Origin of the sequence: Micromonospora sp. NPDC007230 (assembly GCF_042869115.1) — a bacterium.
Lineage (GTDB): Bacteria > Actinomycetota > Actinomycetes > Mycobacteriales > Micromonosporaceae > Micromonospora.
In genome coordinates this window covers 137,518-155,950 of sequence record NZ_JBIAFE010000016.1, presented here as the reverse complement: position 1 = coordinate 155,950, position 18,433 = coordinate 137,518, and the positions used below count along the sequence as shown (strand labels likewise).

The window sequence follows — 18,433 nt, the reverse complement described above, 5'->3', positions numbered from 1 at the left end:
TCAGTCCTGCCAGCCGGCGTGCCGAGCGACGGCGTCGTAGGTGGCCTTGAGGTTGCGCAGCTCCGGAAGCTCCGACTGCGGGATCTCCACCTTGAACTCCTTGTCGATGCGGGCCAGGATCTCGATGGCGCGCAGCGAGTCCGCCTGGTATTCCTCGGCGAAGTCCCCGGTGTCGGTCAGCTCGTCGGTCTCGACCTCCAACACCTCGGCGATGATCTCCCGGAGCTGCTCGTACCGCTCATTGTCACCGGACATGTCGGCCTCCTTGGGCACTGGTGTTAGCGGGGATGGTGCGGTCGGCGCCCGTGCCGGTGCGGCCGGGTGCGGGTTCGGCGACCGCGGCGCGGGGGCGGCGGGCGGCGATGAGCGAGCCGACGGTGGCGATGCGCCGCTCGCCGGCCCAGCTCTCGCCGGTGGCGAAGGCGGTGTCGGCGACAACGCGTTCCAGGCGTACGACGTGCCGGACGACGTCGCCCGGGTACGCCCGGCCCTCGACGGTGTAGTCGCGGGCACCCACGAAGAGCAGCACGGCGTCGTCGGTGAGCCGGTGCGACGGGGCGGAGCCGTCCAGCCACAGCAGCGCGGCGCTCTGCCCGAACGATTCGATGAGCAGCGATGCCGGGTAGGCGTAGTCCTCGGCGGTGGCGTCGTCGCCGAGATGGGCGTAGCAGGGCTCCGTCGCGGTGATCGCCTTGACCGTTTCGATGACGACCCCGGGCTCCAGACTGGTCACCCGGTCCACCAGCAGCAGCGGGTGGCGCTGTGGCAGGGCGGCCCGGATCTCGGCGGCGTTCACGCGCCCGCTCCGGCGTCGAAGACGGCGCGCAGCTGGGCGGTGACCGTGCCGTCGTGCCGCCGGCCGGTGCCGCGTACCGTCCAGCCGGGCTCCGCCGGGGAAGCGGCGCCAGCGGCGGGGGTCGCCGGATCCACGTCGAGGATGAGCTCCATCTCGTCACCGCCGAGCAGCGCCGCGAGAAACCGGATCGAGGTGACCGCGCGCAGCCGGGGGGCGCCGGGCACGGCCTGGGCCATCGCCTGGCACAGGGTCTCGACCACGAACACGCCCGGGTAGATCGGCTGGCCGGGGAAGTGCCCGGCCAGGTTCGGGTCGCGGGGGTCGACGGCGACCCGGGCGGTGACCGTCCATCCGCCGCCACGGGGAGCGACCCGGAGCCGGTCAACGGCCGGCAACGGGGCGGCGCAGGGAACGGGGGCAGCGGGCCGCCAGGCCGGCGCCGCGGTCGCGGCGGTCACAGGGTCATCCCCCCGTCCACCTGGAACACCTGGCCGGTGACGTAGCCGGCCTGGTCGGCGAGAAGGAAGTCCACCATCGCCGCGACGTCCTCGGGGCGGCCGAACCGGCGCAGGCCGATCATGCCCAGTGCCCGGTCCCGGGCCTTGGCGTCCAGCGCGTCGGTCATGTCGGTCTCGATGAACCCGGGCGCGACCACGTTGACCCGTACGCCGTAGGGGGCGAGCTCCTTGGCCAGCGACCGGCTCAGCCCGATGATGCCCGCCTTGCTGGCCGCGTACGCGGTCTGGCCGGCGTTGCCGTGGATGCCGGCGATCGAGGAGAGGTTGACGATGGCCCCGGCGCGGCGCTTCATGAACCGGAAGGCCATGGCGCGGCAGAAGTTCCAGGTGCCGCCGAGGTTGGTGTCGATGACCGCCTCCCAGTCGGGGCGACGGGCCAGCACCAGCGGGCTGTCCCGGGTGATGCCGGCGTTGTTGACCAGCCGGCTGATCGGGCCCAGCCGCCGCTCGGCCGCGGCGATGAACGCGTCCACGGCCGCGTCGTCGGCGACGTCGCAGGGAGCGAAGTAGCTGGGCACCCCGGTCGCGGCGACCTGCGCCTCGGTCTTCTCGGCGGCCTCACTCGGGTTGCTGTAGCAGCAGGCGAGGCCGTAGCCCTGCTCGGCGAGCCGGACGGCCACCGCACGGCCGATACCCCGTGAGGCGCCGGTCACCAGTGCCAGCGGTTGCTCGCTCACACACGCCTCCTTCGCCCGCCGCGCCCACGCCGGGTGCCCCCGATCGGCGACGGGAACTCGTATCCCGTGCTCCTATGTTGAAGCATCTTCGGCTCGACATCAATAGATGCACCAGGAGACACGGAAGACACTCGTAGATACTATGCAGACAGCAGCGAAAAGCCTATGACCCGTCGGGGCGCGGGGCGGCGTCCCCCAGCACGTCGCGGCTGTCCGCGCCGGCAGCCGGCGCGCCCCGGCGGATCCGGGTCGGCGTGCGGGAGAACTTCACCGCCGGGCCGGTCAGCGGCGCGGTGGCACCGTTGTGCAGCACCGTCGGCTGGAGCATGTCCCGCTCCCGCACGTGCGGATCGGCCGCGACCTCGGCCAGCGTGCGCACCCGCTCGGCCACCAGGCCCGCGGCGCGGAAGGCCGCCATCACCTCGCCGACCGGGCGGGGCCGGCACCAGGCGGCCACGAGATCGTCGACCGCGCCCCGGTTCTGCCGGCGCTGCGCGCCCCGCCCGTAGCCCGGCGCGCGGCCCAGCTCCGGCCGGCCGATCGTCTCCGCCAGCGCCCGCCAGTGCTTGTCGAGGGCGACGGACAGGTAGATGTCGCCGTCGAGACAGCGGTAGACGTTCGACGGGACCGCGAAGTCGGTCTGGTTGCCCCACCGCGCCGGCGGCGCACCGGCCGCGGCCAGCGTCAACAGGCCGCAGCTGCTGGCGAGCAGGCTGTCGAGCATGGCCACGTCGACGTGCTGCCCCTCGCCGGTGCGGTCGCGGTGCGCCAGGGCGGCCAGGGCGCCGACGGCCGCGTGCAGGCCGGCCAGCTCGTCGGCGAGGAACGTCGGCGCCCGGACCGGGCGGCCCGCCGGGTCACCGTTGAGCGACATCCAGCCGCTCGCGGCCTGCACCACCGGGTCGTATGCCGGCCGGTCGACGTCCGGGCCGTATTGTCCCCAGCCGGTGATGGAGACGACCACGATGTCCGGCCGGACGCGGCGGCAGTCGGCGTAGCCGACGCCCCAGCCGTCCAGCGTGCCGGGCTTGTAGTTCTCCACCACGAGGTCCGCATCGCGCACCAACTCCAGGAACGCGTCCCGACCGGCGGGCTGCCGCAGGTCCAAACCCACGCTGCGCTTGTTCCGGTTCACCGTCTCACGGAACCAGGACAGCCCCGTGCCGGGGATCTCCGGCGGCACCTCGCCGTCGCGGCCGTACGGCAGCTCGACCCGGACCACGTTCGCGCCCATGTCGGCGAGCACGCTCGTGGCCAACGGGCCCGACCACACCTTGGTCACGTCCAGGACGGACAGGCCGTGCAGGGGGCCGTCCCGGTCGTCGCGGGCCTCCCGGTAGAACTCCTCGCGCCGCACGTCACACCCGGGCCAGGATCGTCGCGGTGCCCAGCGATCCCCCGCAGCACATCGTGACCAGCGCCGTCTGCGAGTCGCGGCGCTCCAGCTCGTGCAGCGCGGTGACGAGCAGCCGGGTGCCGCTGGAGCCGAGCGGATGGCCCAACGCGATCGCCCCGCCGTTGACGTTGACCCGCTCCAGGTCGGTGTCGTGCTGCTGCGCCCAGTTGAGCACCACGCCCGCGAACGCCTCGTTGACCTCGACCAGGTCGAGGTCGGCCAGGGTCATGCCGGCGCGCTCCAGCGCCCGGCCGGTCGCCGCCACCGGCCCGTCGAGCAGGTAGTACGGATCGGCTCCCGTGACCACCTGGGCGACCAGCCTCGCCCGGGGCCGCAGCCCCAGCGCCCGGGCCCGGGCGCGGGACATCCACAGGATCGCCGCCGCCCCGTCCGACACCTGGGAGGTGGTGCCGGCGGTGTGCACGCCATCGGGCACGTTCGGCGCGAGCTTGGCCAGGCCCTCCATCGTGGTCTCGCGCAGCCCCTCGTCCCGGTCGACCCGGCGGCGCCCGCCGGAGCTGACGTCGCCCGGCACCGGCGCGTCGAGACCGACCAACTCCCGGTCGAAGCGCCCGGCCGCCCAGGCCGCCGCGGCCCGCGCCTGGGAGAGCACCCCGTACGCGTCGGCGTCGGCGCGGGTGATGCCCTGCCGGGCGGCGATCCGCTCGGCGCCGCCGAACTGCGCGCGCGGCGGGTCGTCCCACGGGTAGTCGGCGGTCTTGTAGTGGCCCGGTCCGTTGTAGAGGTTGACGCCGATCGGGACCCGGCTCATGGACTCCACCCCGCAGGCGATGCCCACGCTGATCGCGCCGCTGCCGATCAGCGCGGCGACGAGGTGGTTGGCCTGCTGGGCGGAGCCGCACGAGACGTCCACCGTGGTGCAGCCGACCGCCGGATCCCACCCGGTGCTCAGCCACGCGTTGCGGGTGACGTTCAAACTCTGCTCGCCCGCCTGGGTGACACACCCGCCCACCACCTGCTCCACGGCGTCGGGCGCGACGCCCGCGGCGTCGACGACGGCTCTCAGCACATGCCGGAGCAGCTCGACGCCCTTCAGCCCGGCCAGCGCCCCGTCGCGTTTTCCGATGGGGGTGCGGACCGCCGCGACGACGACCGGCTCGCGGTCCTCCGCGGTCACCGGTCCTCCAAGCTGATGGCAAGCTTCGGACAGGCGTTGGCGGCCTGCGTCACCTCGTTCCACAGCTCCGGCGGCGGGTTCTCCTGCAGCACGTGGAGAAAGTCGTCGTCGCGCACCTTGAAGACCGCCGGCGCGGCGAGCTCGCAGAGGCCGTTGCTGTCGCACCTGTCGAAGTCCACCCGTACCCGCATCGCCGCCATCCCCTCTCGGTCACGGTGCTCGTGTTCCACCGTAGTGGAGTACTCGTATCTGGGAAATACGAGCATCGTCTTTGTGAAGGCTCTTGTGTGTCTTCGGGACCGTCGATACCGTGCGTACGGATACCAGCTGGCCGGCTCCAGCCGGTGATCGGCGTACGGGAGGCTCCGTGGCTGCTCGTAAAGGCTTCACCCCTTGGCCGGCGGAGTTCGCCGACCGCTACCGCAAGGCCGGTTACTGGCGCGGCGAGGTGCTCGGCGACCTGCTCCGCCCCTGGGCCGACTGGGACGCCGAGGCCCGCGATCCCGGGCGCACCGCCGTCGTCACCCGACATGGTCGGCACACGTACGGCGAACTCGACGCACGCGCCGACGAGCTGGCCGCGGGCCTGATCGAGCTGGGTGTGCGACCCGGTGACGCCGTGGTCGTCCAGTTGCCCAACACCGTCGAGTTCGTGGTGACCTGTGTGGCGCTGTTCCGCACGGGCGCCCTGCCGGTGCTGGCCCTGCCGGCCCACCGGCGGGCCGAGCTGACCTACCTGGCGCAGTACGTCGGGGCCGTCGCCCTCGTCACCTCCGACCGGGTGCCTGGGGTGGACCACCGCGCGGTGGCGCAGGAGGTACGCGCCGCCTGTCCCACCCTGCGCCACGTGCTCGTGGTCGGGGATCCCGGGCCGTTCCTGGCCTGGTCGGACGTACGCGCCCCGGCCCGGGAACTGTCCCGGCCCGACCCGCAGGACGTGGCCTTCTTCCTGCTCTCCGGCGGGACGACCGGGCTGCCCAAGCTGATCCCCCGCACCCACGACGACTACGCGTTCCAGCTGCGCGCCACCGCCGAGGCGATGTCGTTCGACCACCGGCACGCCTACCTCGCCGCGGTGCCGGTGGCGCACAACGCCGCCCTGGGCTGCCCGGGCGTGCTCGGGGCGCTACGGGTGGGCGGCCGGGCAGTGCTGTCGTCCAGCCCCAGCCCGGACGAGGCGTTCCCGCTCATGGCTCAGGAGGGGGTCACCCTCACCACCGTCATGCCGGCCGTGCTGTCGCTGTGGGTGGAGACCGCCGGCCTGTTCGACGTTGACCTGTCCGAGCTGGTCATCGAGGTCGGTGGGGCCGTGCTGCACCCCGACCTCGCCCGCGCCGTGCGCCCGGCCCTGGGTGCCACGCTCACCCACTGGTTCGGCATGGCCGAGGGCATGCTCTGCTTCACCCGCCCCGGCGACGGCGACGAGGCCGCGGCGACCACCCAGGGCACCCCGATGTGCGCCGACGACGAACTTCTCGTGGTCGATGCCGATGGCACCCCCGTCCCGCCCGGCGAGGTCGGCGAGCTGCTGGTGCGCGGGCCGTGCGCGCTGCGCGGCTACTACGCCGTACCCGAGCACAACCGGACGGTCTTCACCCCCGACGGCTTCCTCCGCACGGGCGACCTGGCGCGGATCGACGCTGAGGGCCGCCTGGTCATCTCCGGCCGGATCAAGGACGTCATCAACCGGGGCGGGGAGAAGGTGATGGCCGACGAGGTCGAGGGGCACCTGCTGGCCCACGACCGGGTCCGGGCGGCAGCCGTCGTCGGGATCCCCGATCAGCGGCTGGGCGAGAAGACCTGCGCGGTCGTCGTCGCCGACGACCCGGCGCCCAGCCTTATGGAGCTGCGCAAGCTGCTGTGGGATCGGGGACTGGCCGACTACAAGCTGCCGGACCGGCTCGAGATCGTCGAGGCGTTGCCGCTGACCACCGTCGGCAAGGTCGACAAGCGGGCACTGGCCGCCGCGGTCCTCGGCGACCTGAGCGTCACCCGGTAGCGGCGGCCCGGCATGACGGCTTCCCCCGACCGGCGTCGGCCGGCGAGCCTGTGGCTGGACACGCTGCCCGCGCCGCTGCGCGAGCGGCGGCCGGCCCTGTCCGGCGACGTGCGGACGGATGTGGTCGTCGTCGGCGCCGGATTCACCGGCCTGTGGACCGCCTATTACCTGACGGAACTGATGCCGCAGGCCTCCGTGCTGGTCATCGACGCCGAGCGCGTGGCCTACGGGGCCAGCGGGCGCAACGGCGGCTGGTGCACCACCGAGATGCCCGCCCTGCTGGCCAACCTGGTGCAGCGCTACGGCCCGATGGACGCCATGCGCTTCTACCGTGCGGGCCGGCGCACCCTCGACGAGATCGAGCGGATCCTCGCCGCCGAGGACATCGACTGCGGGTGGCGGCGCGACGGCTCGCTCTACGTCGCCCGCACCCAACCCCAGGTGGCGCGGCTGCGAAACTGGCAGGACATGCGGCTCAAGCTCGGCATCACCGACATGGCGCTGCTGTCGCCCGCCGAGACCGCCGACCGGGTCGGCGTCGCCGGGGCGCTGCTGTCCGGCTTCACGCCGCACTGCGCGGCCGTGCAACCCGCGGTCATCGCCGCCGGGCTGGCGCGGGCCGTCGAGCGGCGCGGGGTGACCATCGTCGAGGGCACCCGCGCGGTCGGGCTGCGGCCGGGCGTCGTGGTCACTGACCGGGGCACGATCCGCGCCCGCAGTGTGCTGTGCACCACGGAGGCGTACACGGGGGGACTTCCCGGGCACGCCCGCCGGGTGCTGCCGGTGATCTCTCGAATAATGGCCACCGAGCCGCTGCCGGAATGGCGGTGGCGCGAGGCCGGCTGGCGGGACCGGGTCACCGTCGCCGACTCCCGCTACCAGTTCGCCTACTTCCAGCGCACCGCCGACGGCCGATTGCTGGTGGGCGGCCGGGGGGCCGGCTACCGCGCCGGCTCCCGGCCGGACGCGACCGCGCGCTCCGGCGCCCGGGTCTTCGCCCGGCTGCGCGAGTCCCTGGCGGAGAGTTTCCCCGCCCTGGCCGACGCGCAGGTGAGCCACCAGTGGAGCGGCGCGTACGGAATGCACCGCGACGGCGAGCCCGCCGTGGTGTACGACCGCGACAGCGGCCTCGGCCACGCCGGCGGCTACGGCGGCGAGGGCATCGCACTGAGCAACCTCGCCGGCCGCACGCTGGCTGCCCTGGTGGCCGGGGTGAACAGGCCCGAGACGCGGCTGTTCTGGACCGGGCACCGGCCACGCCGCTGGGAGCCGGAACCGTTGCGGGCCGTCGGCGTCCGCACGGTCAGCGCGCTGGCCACCGCCGCGGACCGGTACGAGGACCGGCTCCGGCGTACGGCGCCCCTGGCGGCAGCCGTCATGCGAACCGTCCTGTGATCGTCTTCTGCGAGAGGAACCCCGTGGTCAACGACTCCGTACCCCCGCTCAACGGCGGTACCCACATCAACCTGACGGTCCGGGACCTCGACCGCAGCACCGAGTGGTACTGCCGGGCACTGGGCTTCACCGTCGTGCGCGACGCCCGGCCGGCCGAATCGGGGTTCACGTTCCGAACGCTGCTGCACTCCCGCGCCCTGACCTCCATCGTCCTCGGACAGGCCGAACGGCCGGTCGAGGAGCCGTTCGACGAGCACCGGGTGGGGCTGCACCACCTGGCGTTCCACGTTCCCGAGCGGGAGGACCTGCACACCTGGGTGGCGCACCTGGACTCCGTGGGCGTCAGCCACGGCGGGGTGCAGGAGCTGTTCCTGGAGGCCGGGCACGGCGTGTGGCTGCGCGACCCGGACAACATCTGGCTGGAGCTGTACTGGCTCAACGCCGACTACTTCATGCGGCAGATGCGGAAGCACCACCGGGCCCGGCGGGCCGAGCGCGTCGGCGGGCAGCCGTGACGCTCCCCGACGCCGTCCCACGGCCCCGGATCGCCGCGGTCGACCTGGCCTGCGCCGACGATCCCTATCCGGAGTACGAGCGGCTGCGTGCGCAGGGCCCGGTCGTGCGGGGCGAGTTCGGACAGTGGCTGGTGGTCGACCACGCCGCGGTCAGCGCCCTGCTGCGTGACGGCCGGCTGGCCAGCCATTTCCCCCGGGAGTTCATCCGGCTGACCCTGGGCGACGGGCCCGCGGCCGAGTTTCCCTCCCGCATCGTCCTCACCCAGGACCCGCCGGAGCACACCCGCGCCCGCCGGTTTCTCGGGCAGGCGTTCGGCCTGCCCCGGGTGCGGGCGATGACCCCGGCGGTGACCGCGCTCGTCGCGGACCTGCTCGCCCCGGCCCGCGACGCCGGCCGCCTCGACCTCGTCGCGGACCTGGCCGTGCCGCTGCCGGTCACGGTGATCTGCCGGCTGATCGGCATCCCTGACGCCGACCGGGCGGAGGTGCTGCCCCGGGTGATCGACCTGGCCCGGGTGTTCGACGCGGCGAACCTCCAGCCCGACGAGCGCGGCGGCGTCGACGCCGCGGTCGCCTGGCTGCGCGAGTACGTCACCGACCTGCTGCGGGACGCCCCCGCCGGCGACGCCACCCTGGCCGGCATGCTCGCGGCGGCTCCGGCCGAGGAACGCGGGGACGTCGCCGGGATCGTCGACAACCTGCTGTTCCTGTTCCACGCCGGGTTCGAGACGACCATGGGGCTGGTCTCCAACGGATGCATGGCGCTGCTGGAGCATCCCGACCAACTGGACCGGCTGCGCCGGGACCCCACGCTGGTCCGGTCGGCCGTCGACGAGTTCCTCCGGTTCGACTCGCCGATCCAGAACGCGATCCGGGTGGCCCGGGAGGCCGTCGAGATCGGCGGGCACAAGATCAGGGCGGGCCGGTCGGTGATGCTGCTGCTCGGCGCGGCCAACCGCGACCCTTCGGTTTTCGACCGGCCGGCCGAGCTGGACCTGTCCCGGGCCCCGAACCCGCACCTGGGCTTCGGCGGCGGCCTGCACCACTGCCTGGGCACCGCGCTGGCCCGGCTGATGGGCGAGCTGACGTTCACCGCGCTCGCGACGCGGTTCCGCGACATCGCCGCCGACGGCGACGCCCGCCGCCGCCAGCACGGGAGCCTGCGCTCCTTCGAGCGCCTTCCGCTGGCCGTCCGCCCCGCGTGACGCCGCCACCCGCCCACCCCGCGACAGCCGTTCCTGCCCGCGACAGCCGTTAAGGAGAAACCCGCATGGCGCAGTTGTCCACAGAGATGTACTGGCACTCCACGCAACCGACCGACGTCGGCCCGCCACTGGACGGGGATGCCTCCTGCGACGTGTGCATCGTCGGCGCAGGCTACACCGGCCTGTGGGCGGCCCACTTCCTCAAGCAGGCCGACCCGGGCATCTCGGTGCGGGTGGTGGAGGCGGAGTTCGCCGGTGGCGGCGCGTCCGGGATGAACGCCGGGTTCGTGCAGATGACCGCCGGCAAGGTGCTGCGCCGGATGCTCTGGTACTACGGGGCGGAGAAGGCAGGTGGGGTCTACCGGGCGGTCGCCCGGTCGATCCTGGAGATCGGCCGGTTCTGCCGGCAGAACGGCATCGACGCCCAGTACGAGAACACCGGCATCCTCCAGGTCGCCACGGACACCAAGCAGCTCGCGCGACTGGAGCTGCAGATCAAGCGGGCTCAGCGGGCCGGGGTGACCTCGTTCCGCCTGCTCGACCGGGCGCAGGCGCAGGAGCGGATCGGCTCGCCGACCGTCGTCGGGGCGCTGAAGGTCAGTGGCGCGCTGCTCAACCCGTACCGGCTGGTGCGCGGGCTCGCCCGCGTGGTGCAGGAACAGGGTGTGGTGCTGCACGAGCAGACCCCGGCGCGGACGATCCGGAAGGTCGACGGAAAGTGGCAGATCAGCACCCCGCACGGCACGATCACCGCGGACGAGGTGGTCGTGGCGACAGAGGCCATGCAGGGCGCGTTCCCCGAGCTGTACCCGCGCCAGATGCCGGTGTGGAACTACCTGCTGGTCACCGAGCCGCTGACGGAGGAGCAGTTGGGCCGGGTGGCCTGGCCGGGGCGCGAGGGGGTGGCGAACTCGCTGTCGTTCTCCACGGCGGCCCGACTGACGGCCGACAACCGGGTGCTCTGGGCGGGCGGCCTGTGGTACATGTTCGGCAACCGGGACACCGATCCCCGCCACCGCCGCAACGACGAGGCGTTCGACAAGCTGGGCGAGTCGTTCCGCGAGTTCTTCCCACAGTGGCGGGACGTCCGGTTCAGCCACGGCAACGGCGGGCTCATCAGCTGGAGCCACAGCTTCATCCCGCAGTTCGGCCGAACCGACTCGGGCATGGTCTACGGCCACGGGTACACCGGCAGCGGGATCGCTGCGAGCCACACCGGCGGCAAGATCCTGCGCGACCTCGTGCTTGGCCGCAAGACCGAGTTCACCGAGCTGGCGTTCGTGACGGTCAACCAGCCCAAGTTCCTGCCCGCCCCGTTCGGCGACAAGGGCGGTGAGTTCTTCATCTGGCGGCAACGGGTCGGCGACCGGCTGCCGCTGCTGCTGCCGTACCGGGCGGCGCTGGCACCCAACCGGTTCTTTGCCCGCCGTACGGGGAGCCCCGGCCGAACCGTCGCGGGACGCGGCAGCGACTGACCCGCGACCGGCGACTGAGGCCCGCCCGGCGGCGGCGCCCGCGTGCGATGGCGCCCGCACCCGGGCGCGGGCGCCATCGCGAGCCGTCCTCGGCCGGTCAGCCGGCGGCCGGCGTGGTCACGGCGCGGTGCAGGGTACGGCTCTCCCCCACCGCCAGGTCCCACAGGTCCTCGGCGGCCCGCGCGCTGGCCTGCCACGCCTGCCTGGCCTGCTCCAGCGGCGCCAGCGGCGCCTCGGCGGAGAGCGCGAAAGCCCCCCAGTGCATGGTGGCCATCCGTCGGGCGCCCAGGTCGCCACAGGCGCGCACGGCCTCGGGCGGGCTCATGTGCAGCGGCTTCATGAACCAGCGGGGCAGGTAGGCGCCGACCGGCATCAGGGCGAGGTCGACCGGGCCGTGGCGGCGCCCGATCTCGGCGAAGTACGGCCCGTAGGCGGAGTCCCCGGCGAAGAAGACACGCAGGGGTCCGGCCCCGGCGGTGGGGCCGGCACCGGCGCCGGCGGCCGGGCCTACCGGGTCGGCGCCGGCCGGGGCGGCGCCGGCCGGGGCGGCGCCGGCCGGGGCGGCGGGGCCGGCGTCGGCCTCCAGCATCCAGCCGCCCCACAGGCTCTGGCAGCCGTCGAAGAGCGTCCGGCGGCTCCAGTGGTGCACCGGGACGAAGTGGAACTCCACCGCGCCGAGGCGGGCGCTCTCCCACCAGTCCAGCTCCACCACGGCGGTGAACCCCAGCCGGCGGAACCACCAGCCGAGGCCGCCGGGCACGAGCATCAGCACGCGGCGCGGCAGCCGGCGGATGGTGGGCGCGTCGAGATGGTCGAAGTGGTTGTGACTGATGACGACGGCGTCCACCGGGGGCAGGGCCTCCCAGCGCAGGCCGGGCGGAGTGAACCGAGGCCGCACCCCGGGGATGCGGCGCGACCACACCGGGTCGGTGAGCACCACGAGCCCGCCGATCTGGAGCACGAACGAGGCGTGGCCGACCCAGGTCGCCACCACCTCGCCCGTGCCGGCGGGCGGCAGTCGGTCGGCGGCGGGGTGGACGGGAATCCGGTCGACCTGGCTGAGGTCGGGCCGCATCCCTCCCTCGGTGATCAGCTTGCGGACCGCCCGGGAGTCGGGCACCGGATGGGTCAGCCGGTCGGCGAAGCTGGTCGGCCAGCTGCGCCCACCACGCTTCTTGGCAAGCATCCTGTCAAAGACGCGATAAACACTCCGCGGATACCTCATGCCCTACCCCGATGTTTTCGTCGGAAAGATTGAGTCTGGCGGCCTGTTACGCACATAGCTACGTCCGATTGACCGTATGCCGAGCGTGGTATTTGCGCTAGCGTGTCGTGCATGTCGGCGACCACAGACACCGACAGGCCACGTATGTCCTGTCTGGACGAATTACCTCGAGAGTTGTTCATCGGAGGCAAGTGGTCGCCCGCGAACGACGGTCGTCTGCTGACGTCCGTACGTCCGTCCACGGGGGAGACACTTGCGACGGTCGCCCACGCCCATGCCACGGACGTGGCCCGAGCCGTCGCCGCGGCGCGCGCCGCCGGCCAGCCCGGATCCCGGTGGCACCGGATGTCCCCAGCCGCCCGGGCCCGGCTGCTGCACCGGGTCGGGGACCTGATCCTCGCGCACGCCGACCGGCTGGCTCTGCTGGACTGCCTCGACAACGGCAAGCCGCTGCGGGTGGCCCGGGCGGGCGACGTCCCGGCCGCCGCCGCGGTGTTCCACTACATGGCCGGCTGGCCCGGCCGGCTGAACGGCGAGAACACTTCGCTCTACACCGCCAGCCCGGAGCGGCATGTCGCCCTGACCGTGCCCGAGCCGGTGGGTGTGGTGGCGGCCATCATCCCGTGGAATTTCCCGCTCTACATGGCCGCGGCGAAGGTGGCGCCCGCCCTGGCAGCGGGCTGCACCGTGGTGCTGAAGCCAGCCGAGCAGACGCCGCTTTCCGCGCTGCTGCTCGGACAGCTGGTGCGCGAGGCCGGCGTGCCGGCGGGCGTGCTGAACGTCGTCACCGGCGACGGTGACACCGGCGCCGCGCTCGCCGCGCACCCGGGCGTCGACAAGGTCACGTTCACCGGGTCGACGGAGGTCGGGCGCAGCATCGTCCAGGCCGCGGCCGCCGACTTCCGCCGGGTGACCCTGGAGCTGGGCGGCAAGTCACCGAGCATCGTGTTCGCCGACGTCGACCTGGCTCGGGCGATGGACGGCGCGGCCCATGCGATCTTCTACAACCAGGGCGAGACCTGCGTGGCGGGGTCCCGGCTGTACGTGCAGCGGCCGGTGTTCGACGAGGTCGTCGCGGGGATCCGGGAGCGGGCCGCGGCGATCAGGCTCGGCGACGGCCTGGACCAGGACACGGACATGGGGCCGTTGATATCCGCGGAGCACCGGGCGAGGGTGCTGTCCTACCTGCGCTCGGCCCGGGACGGTGGCGCGCGGGTCACCGGCGGCCAGGCGCCGGACTCGCCGGGCTTCTTCTGCACCCCGGCCGTGGTGACCGGGGCCGACCCGCAGGCGCCGGTGGCTCGCGAGGAGGTCTTCGGCCCGGTGCTGGTGGCGCAGGCCTTCGACACTGTGGAGGATGCAGTGGCGCTGGCCAACGGCAGCCCGTACGGGCTCGCCGCCGGCGTCTTCACCCGCGACCTGGGGCTGGCGCACCAGGTCGGCCGCCGGCTGCGGGCCGGCACCGTGTGGATCAACAGTTGGCACGTTCTCGATCCGGCACTGCCCTTCGGCGGAATGCGGGAATCGGGCTGGGGACGTGAAATGGGCAGGGCGGGCGTTGACGCCTTTCTGGAGACAAAGACACTGATCAATGACCTGGGCACCCGCCCATGGGGGGCGGTACCTGCTCCGAGGTGAGCACCGGCCGCATTCGGCGGCCGGGCACGTCATGGGGAGGCATCGTGACAAATGAACAGCAGATGGTCGACATCTGGGAGAACATCTTCGGCCGCCAGGTGCGGCCGGATACCGACTTCTTCGACGACCTCGAAGGCGACTCGATGGCGGCGGCGGCCATCGTGCACTGGGTGAACATCGTCTTCGGCGTACAGCTGCCGATGATCGAGGTTTTCGACCGGCCCACCCCGGCGGAACTGACCGAGGCGGTGCACCAGTTACGGGCCGCCGCCGCGCGATAGCCCGCGCTGCTCGCCTCCCGCGCTCCCTTGCCCGGTCGCCGGGCATCGCCGGTCGACCACATCCCACGGGACCGTCCGGAGCATATCTCCGGTCGGCCTATTTATACCAGCTTGTCCACAATCGACCATCCTGGGGGGAACATAATGGACATCACGGGACCGGAGCACCACCCATCGTCAGCCAGCGTCCCACCGGCCCCGCCGTCGGCAACGTCCCGCGCGGACGCCTCGGGCACCCGCTCGGCGCCGATGAGCGACCTGCAGTACGCGTACCTGCTCGGCGAGCTGGGCGACTTCCAGCTCGGCGGCCCCGCCCTCTTCTACGAGGAGTACGCCTGCCAGGAGCTGGATGTCCGCTCGTTCAGCGCGGCCCTGCACCAGCTCATGCGCCGGCACGAGATGCTCCGGGCGTCCTTCGACGAGACGGGTCTGCTGCACGTCCAGGATGAGCTTCCCGTACCGCTGATCTACCGGTCGCTACGCGGCCAGCCGGAGCATGTGTGGCGACGGATCCTCACCCGCAATCGGGAGCGCTGTTACGACGAGGGGCCACCGCGTGACGGGCACGCTCCGTTCGAGGTCTTCGTCTTCGCCCTGGACACCCACGTTGTGGTGCAGGTGTGCGCGCGGCTGCTGGCCATCGACGGGTTCTCGGGCGAGATTTTCGCCCAGGAGCTGCGGGCCCTGCTGAACGGCGAGGCGCTGCCTCCGCTGCGGTACACCTTCCGGGAGTACCGCAGCGAGTTCGAGGGACGCAAGGACAGCGACGAGCACGAGCGGGCTCGCCGCTACTGGCTCAACCGGCTGGACAGCCTGCCTGCGGCGCCGGAGCTGCCCCGCCGCCGGATGACCGGCGACCCCAGCCCCCGCCTCGTGCGCCGGGTCTTCAAGCTCACCCCCGAACAGTGGACCAGCCTGGCCGCGCGCATCAGGAAGAGTCGACTCACGGGCACCATGGTGCTCGGCGCGGCGTTCTGCGAGGTGCTGCGGCACTGGTCGAAAAACCCCGACTTCACCATCAACATCATGTACGGCGACCGGCTGCCGTTTCACCCGGACGCTGACAAGATCATCGGCAACTTCAGCAGCACCCTGCTGATGGAGTGCCGCCAGGGCGGCGCGGGCGACACCTTCCTCGACCGGGCCCGCGCCTGGCGCCGGCAACTGCTCCAGGACATGGAGCACTCCTCCTTCAGCGGGGTCTCCGTCATCCGGCAGCTCAACCAGCGGCAGGGCAACGCCCGCAACGCGCTGATGCCGGTGGTGTTCACCAGCATGCTCGGCGTCGGGGAGGCCGACACCGGGGTCTTCCTGGAACACCTCGGCTGGCAGCGGCTGGAGGGCAAGGTCCGCACGCCGCAGGTCGCGTTGGACCACCAGGTGTTCGTGGCCGGCAACGCTCTGGTCACCACCTGGGACAGCGCGGACGACCTCTACCCGGCGGGCATGATCGACGACATGTTCGCCGCGTACCGGTCCCTGCTGATCCGGCTGGCCACCGAGGACGAGGCGTGGGGGACGGAATCGTTCGATCTCACCCCGGCGGCCCAGCTCAAGATCCGCGAGCAGGTCAACGACACGGCGGCGCCGGCCCGGGTGGTCACCATGCACGAGCTCTTCGAGGAGCAGGCCGAGCGGCAGCCGGACCGGCTCGCGGTGATCGCCGGCGGCCGGGAGATCACCTACGCGCAGCTGCGCGACCAGGCCAGCGCCGTCGCGGCGGAACTCGTCGCTGCCGGGGTACGGCCCGGCGAGGTGGTCGGCGTGCAGGCGCTGCGCGGGGCGCACCAGATCATCGCGTTGATCGGGGTTCTGATGGCCGGGGCCGCGTACGTGCCGGTCTCGCCGCGATGGCCGCGCCGACGTCGGGAGCAGGTGGCCGAGATCTGCGGACTACGGGTGCTGCTGGCCGACCGTAGCGTCCAGGGCGAGGAGCCGTACCCGGGCGCGCGGACCGTCGACATCGCCACCGCCATCGCCTGTCAGGACGGCGCGGCGCGGCCGGCGGTGGACGTCGACCCGGAGTCGCTGGCGTACGTGATCTTCACTTCCGGCACCTCCGGCACGCCGAAGGGGGTGATGATCTCGCACGGCAGCGTCGTCAACACGCTGGTCGACATCAACGAGCGGTTCGGCCTCGGCCCCCGCGACCGGGTGCTCGCCGTCTCCGACTACACATTCGACCTGTCGGTGTGGGACGTGTTCGGGATGCTGGCCGCGGGCGGGGCGGTGGTCGTGCCGACACCCGGGCAGGAACGGGAGGTCACCCACCTCTACGAGCTGTGCCTGGCCGCCGGGGTCACGGTGTGGAACAGCGTCCCGGCCTACCTCGCGATGTTCGTGGAGTTCGTCCGCACGAGCGGCCGGCACCCGCTCACCGAGCTGCGGCTGGCCATGGTCAGCGGCGACTGGGTGCCGATCAACCTCGGCGCGGAGCTGGCGGAGATCGCGCCGCACGCCGCGTGCGTGAGCCTCGGGGGCGCGACGGAGGCGTCGATCTGGTCCAACTACCACCCGGTGCCGGTGCGGGTGCCCCCGCACTGGATTTCGATCCCGTACGGCCATCCGCTACGCAACCAGCGCTTCCAGGTGCTCGACGCCCGCCTGATGGACCGCCCCGACTGGGTGCCGGGCGAGCTGTTCATCGGCGGGCGTGGCCTCGCCCTGGGCTACCTGGGCGACGGGGACCTGACCGCCGCGTCGTTCCTCGTGCACCCCCGGCGGCAGGAACGGATCTACCGCACGGGCGACTGGGCCCGCTACTGGCCCGACGGCACGCTGGAGTTCCTGGGCCGGGAGGACCCACAGGTCAAGGTCAACGGCTTCCGGGTGGAACTCGGCGAGATCGAGGCGGCGCTGCTGGCTCATCCGGCGGTCGCTGACGCCGCCGTGGTCACCCGTACCGACGGACGGGCCGTGTCGCTGGTCGCCTTCGTGGCCTCGCAGACCCCGGCCGAGCAGCTGGTCGCGCAGCTGAAGGCCCACCTTGAGGCCCGGTTGCCGGACTACATGGTGCCGCGCAGCATCGACGTGCGGCTTCGGCTGCCGCTGACCGCCAACGGCAAGGTCGACCGGCGGCAGCTGGCCGAGCGGGCCGCCGCCGTGGGGGCCGTCCGGCAGGTCGGCGACGACGCGCCCCGCACCGCCACCGAGCGGGCCCTGGCCGCGCTGTGGCAGGAGCTGTTGGACGTGCCGGAGGTCGGCCGCGCCGTCGACTTCTTCGCCTACGGCGGCAGTTCGCTGCTCGCGGCGCGCCTGATGAACCGCATCGAGCAACAGTTGGGGCGGCGGCTGCCGCTGGCCACGCTGTACACCTCGGGCACCGTCGGGGAGCTCGCCGCCCTGCTCGACGCCGCAGGCGGCACCGGGCCGGCGCGCAGCCTGGTCACGCTGGCCGACAACGGGCACCGCCCGCTGGTCCTGGTGCACCCGGTCGGCGGCGACCTGCTGTGTTACCGCCCGCTGGTGGCCGAGCTGGCCGAGCGGCACCGGGTGCTCGGCCTGTCCGCGCCGTCCCCGGCGCAGCCGGGCGTGACGATCGAGGAGTTGGCCACCCGCTACCTGGCGGAACTCGCGCCGGTCATCGCGAACGAGCCACCGGACCGGACGGTGCGGCTGGCCGGCTGGTCGCTGGGCGGCGTGGTGGCGTACGAGATGGCCCGGCGGCTGCGGTGGCAGGGACGGAATTGTGCGGTGGTGCTCATCGACCCGTGGGTCGGCTGCGGCACCGGCCGCCCGGTCGACGACGCCACCCTCGTGCAGGCGTTCCTGCACAACCTCGCCGGCGCGCCGGTGGCGGTGCCGAGCGACCCGTGCGCCACGGACACTGTCCAGGAGACGCTACGCCGGACGTGGGCGGCGCCGCCGCCGCAGCTCAAGGAGCTGAAGTCGGTGACGTACGCCGAGCTGCACGACATGTACCGGGTTTTCGAGGCCAACACCCGGGCGCTGCTGCGGTACTCGTTCGTCGCCGAGCAGGGTCTGGAGCTGGACGTGGTGGAGGCGGCGCGGGGGCTGACCGGGCCGGCGGCGGGCTACCTGTCGCCGCTGCGGCACGCCGCGGCGGCGCTGCAGGCCCGCTTCCACGTGCTGGAGGGCGACCACTTCACGGTGGTGAACCGCGATCAGGCGCAGGCCGTGGCCCAGCTGGTCGACCGGATGCCGTAGGCCGGACG

At 72.8% G+C, this 18,433-nt stretch carries 16 protein-coding genes; 8 read left to right on the top strand and 8 right to left on the bottom strand.

Annotation, left to right across the window (positions count from 1 at the left end):
- The 7 genes from ACFYML_RS22740 to ACFYML_RS22710 form a co-directional block, all read right to left on the bottom strand.
- Complete coding sequence (locus tag ACFYML_RS22740) at positions 1-255, bottom strand: acyl carrier protein (protein WP_357441751.1); 255 nt, start codon at positions 253-255, stop codon at positions 1-3.
- Positions 245-796, bottom strand: coding sequence for a 3-hydroxyacyl-ACP dehydratase FabZ family protein (locus tag ACFYML_RS22735; RefSeq protein ID WP_387422558.1), 552 nt, complete (start codon positions 794-796; stop codon positions 245-247). The genes ACFYML_RS22740 and ACFYML_RS22735 overlap by 11 nt, the downstream gene beginning before the upstream one ends.
- Complete coding sequence (locus ACFYML_RS22730; protein WP_387422557.1) at positions 793-1,254, bottom strand: 3-hydroxyacyl-ACP dehydratase; 462 nt, start codon at positions 1,252-1,254, stop codon at positions 793-795. The genes ACFYML_RS22735 and ACFYML_RS22730 overlap by 4 nt, the downstream gene beginning before the upstream one ends.
- Positions 1,251-1,991: a 3-oxoacyl-ACP reductase FabG gene (fabG, locus tag ACFYML_RS22725; protein ID WP_357441758.1), complete on the bottom strand. Its 741-nt coding sequence runs from the start codon at positions 1,989-1,991 to the stop codon at positions 1,251-1,253. The genes ACFYML_RS22730 and fabG overlap by 4 nt, the downstream gene beginning before the upstream one ends.
- Positions 1,992-2,154: 163 nt before the next feature.
- A complete protein-coding gene (locus tag ACFYML_RS22720) occupies positions 2,155-3,348 on the bottom strand; it encodes a CaiB/BaiF CoA transferase family protein (RefSeq protein WP_387422556.1) in 1,194 nt (397 codons plus the stop codon).
- Between the two features lies 1 nt (position 3,349).
- A complete protein-coding gene (locus tag ACFYML_RS22715; protein WP_387422555.1) occupies positions 3,350-4,525 on the bottom strand; it encodes a steroid 3-ketoacyl-CoA thiolase in 1,176 nt (391 codons plus the stop codon).
- Entirely contained in the window at positions 4,522-4,755 is a 234-nt protein-coding gene (locus ACFYML_RS22710) for a ferredoxin (RefSeq protein ID WP_387422554.1), read from the bottom strand. The genes ACFYML_RS22715 and ACFYML_RS22710 overlap by 4 nt, the downstream gene beginning before the upstream one ends.
- Positions 4,756-4,892: 137 nt before the next feature.
- Between ACFYML_RS22710 and ACFYML_RS22705 the strand changes: the two genes are divergently transcribed.
- The 5 genes from ACFYML_RS22705 to ACFYML_RS22685 all read left to right on the top strand — a co-directional run bounded on the left by ACFYML_RS22705 (position 4,893) and on the right by ACFYML_RS22685 (position 11,114).
- Positions 4,893-6,524 carry a (2,3-dihydroxybenzoyl)adenylate synthase gene (locus ACFYML_RS22705; RefSeq protein WP_387422553.1) on the top strand — a complete coding sequence of 544 codons (1,632 nt, stop codon included), beginning with the start codon at positions 4,893-4,895 and terminating at the stop codon, positions 6,522-6,524.
- A gap of 12 nt (positions 6,525-6,536) precedes the next feature.
- On the top strand, positions 6,537-7,919 hold the full coding sequence (locus tag ACFYML_RS22700) for an NAD(P)/FAD-dependent oxidoreductase (protein WP_387422552.1): 1,383 nt from the start codon (positions 6,537-6,539) through the stop codon (positions 7,917-7,919).
- Positions 7,920-7,942: 23 nt separating this feature from the next.
- Positions 7,943-8,434, top strand: a complete 492-nt coding sequence (locus ACFYML_RS22695) for a VOC family protein (protein WP_357441769.1) — start codon at positions 7,943-7,945, stop codon at positions 8,432-8,434.
- Positions 8,431-9,639, top strand: a complete 1,209-nt coding sequence (locus tag ACFYML_RS22690) for a cytochrome P450 (protein ID WP_387422550.1) — start codon at positions 8,431-8,433, stop codon at positions 9,637-9,639. The genes ACFYML_RS22695 and ACFYML_RS22690 overlap by 4 nt, the downstream gene beginning before the upstream one ends.
- A gap of 65 nt (positions 9,640-9,704) precedes the next feature.
- Positions 9,705-11,114 carry an NAD(P)/FAD-dependent oxidoreductase gene (locus ACFYML_RS22685; RefSeq protein ID WP_387422548.1) on the top strand — a complete coding sequence of 470 codons (1,410 nt, stop codon included), beginning with the start codon at positions 9,705-9,707 and terminating at the stop codon, positions 11,112-11,114.
- Between the two features lie 97 nt (positions 11,115-11,211).
- Here the strand turns inward: ACFYML_RS22685 and ACFYML_RS22680 are convergent, their stop codons facing one another.
- Complete coding sequence (locus tag ACFYML_RS22680; RefSeq protein ID WP_387422547.1) at positions 11,212-12,300, bottom strand: MBL fold metallo-hydrolase; 1,089 nt, start codon at positions 12,298-12,300, stop codon at positions 11,212-11,214.
- Positions 12,301-12,450: 150 nt separating this feature from the next.
- Here ACFYML_RS22680 and ACFYML_RS22675 point away from each other — a divergent pair, with 150 nt between their 5' ends.
- The 3 genes from ACFYML_RS22675 (at position 12,451) to ACFYML_RS22665 (ending at position 18,425) form a co-directional block, all read left to right on the top strand.
- On the top strand, positions 12,451-13,977 hold the full coding sequence (locus ACFYML_RS22675; RefSeq protein ID WP_387422546.1) for an aldehyde dehydrogenase family protein: 1,527 nt from the start codon (positions 12,451-12,453) through the stop codon (positions 13,975-13,977).
- 44 nt (positions 13,978-14,021) lie between these two features.
- Complete coding sequence (locus ACFYML_RS22670; RefSeq protein WP_073834367.1) at positions 14,022-14,258, top strand: acyl carrier protein; 237 nt, start codon at positions 14,022-14,024, stop codon at positions 14,256-14,258.
- A gap of 249 nt (positions 14,259-14,507) precedes the next feature.
- On the top strand, positions 14,508-18,425 hold the full coding sequence (locus tag ACFYML_RS22665) for an amino acid adenylation domain-containing protein (protein WP_387422545.1): 3,918 nt from the start codon (positions 14,508-14,510) through the stop codon (positions 18,423-18,425).
- Positions 18,426-18,433 lie beyond the last annotated feature (8 nt).